The 1433-nt window shown below is 45.4% G+C and carries 1 protein-coding gene; it reads left to right on the top strand.

The window, feature by feature from the left end:
• On the top strand, positions 1-1433 hold a 1433-nt coding region (locus tag DW862_RS25620; protein ID WP_207895197.1), incomplete at both ends, for an SLBB domain-containing protein.

Genomic DNA, 1433 nt, shown 5'->3' with positions numbered 1-1433 from the left:
GGGAAAGAACAAAAACAATTAGCCTCTGAACTTGCACGTAAGGGCGTGACCAAAGAACAGGCTATGCGTGTGAAGCAGCTTTATGAGCAGCAGAACAACGTCAATGCTTCCAACGCTACCGGTACGGACGTCAATGAATCCCGTCTTCGTGAAGAAATGAAGGAGAACACTTCCGATATGCTGGAAGACCATCCGAGTACTCAAGATCTTGCACGTAGTAATCAGGTTTTCGGACGTAACATCTTCAATACCCGTAACCTGACTTTTGAACCCAGTGTCAACATCGCCACCCCTTTATATTATCGTCTCGGTCCCGGTGATGAAGTGATTATCGACATCTGGGCAGCCAGCCAGAACACTATCCGCCAACAGATTTCTCCTGATGGCACGATTAACATTCAGAAAATAGGCCCCGTCAACCTGAACGGTCTGACTATTTCTGAAGCCAATGACTATCTCAAGAAAACATTAAACAAGATATATAATGGTCTTAATAATACGAATGACCCCACTTCTGCCATCCGTCTGACTTTGGGTAGCATCCGTCCTATTCAGATCAATGTGATGGGTGAAGTAGTCCAACCGGGCACTTACTCTCTTTCTTCCTTTTCTACTGTCTTCCATGCACTTTACCGTGCAGGAGGTGTGAGTGACATAGGTAGCCTTCGCAATGTTCAGCTGGTACGTAACGGTAAGAACATCGCCACAATCGATGTCTACCAATTTATCATGAAAGGCAACATTCAGGATGACATCCGTCTTCAGGAGGGCGATGTAGTAATAGTCCCTGCCTATGATATCTTGGTTAAGGTCGATGGAAAAGTGAAACGCCCGATGCGTTTCGAAATGAAAAAGGATGAGAGTCTATCTACTCTTATCAGCTATGCCGGTGGCTTTGACGCCGATGCCTATACTCGTTCCTTACGTGTCGTACGCCAAAACGGACAGGAGTATGAAGTAAATACAGTCAAAGACCTTGATTATAGTGTCTATAAAATGCGGAATGGTGATGTTGTGACTGCCGAGGCTATCCTTAACCGCTTTATCAATAAGCTTGAAATTCGTGGTGCCGTTTACCGTCCCGGTATCTACCAGCTAAACGGTAAACTGAATACCGTCCGTGAACTGGTGAACGAAGCCCAAGGCTTGACGGGTGATGCTTTCTTGAACCGTGCTGTCCTTTATCGTCAGCGTGAGGATCTTACTACTGAAGTTATCCCTGTTGACATTAAAGCCATCATGGATGGCACTTCTCAAAATATCATCCTGGTGAAAAACGACATTCTTTATATTCCGAGTATCCATGATTTGGAAGATAGAGGTGATGTTGTAATCCATGGTGAAGTGGCCAAACCTGATTCCTATCCTTATGCTGACAACATGACTCTTGAAGACTTGATCATTCAGGCCGGAGGCTTGCGTGAAGCCGCTTC

Source organism: Bacteroides sp. AM37-9, from assembly GCF_003603455.1.
Taxonomy (GTDB): Bacteria; Bacteroidota; Bacteroidia; order Bacteroidales; family Bacteroidaceae; genus Bacteroides; species Bacteroides xylanisolvens.
This window is presented reverse-complemented; position numbering and strand designations above follow the sequence as displayed.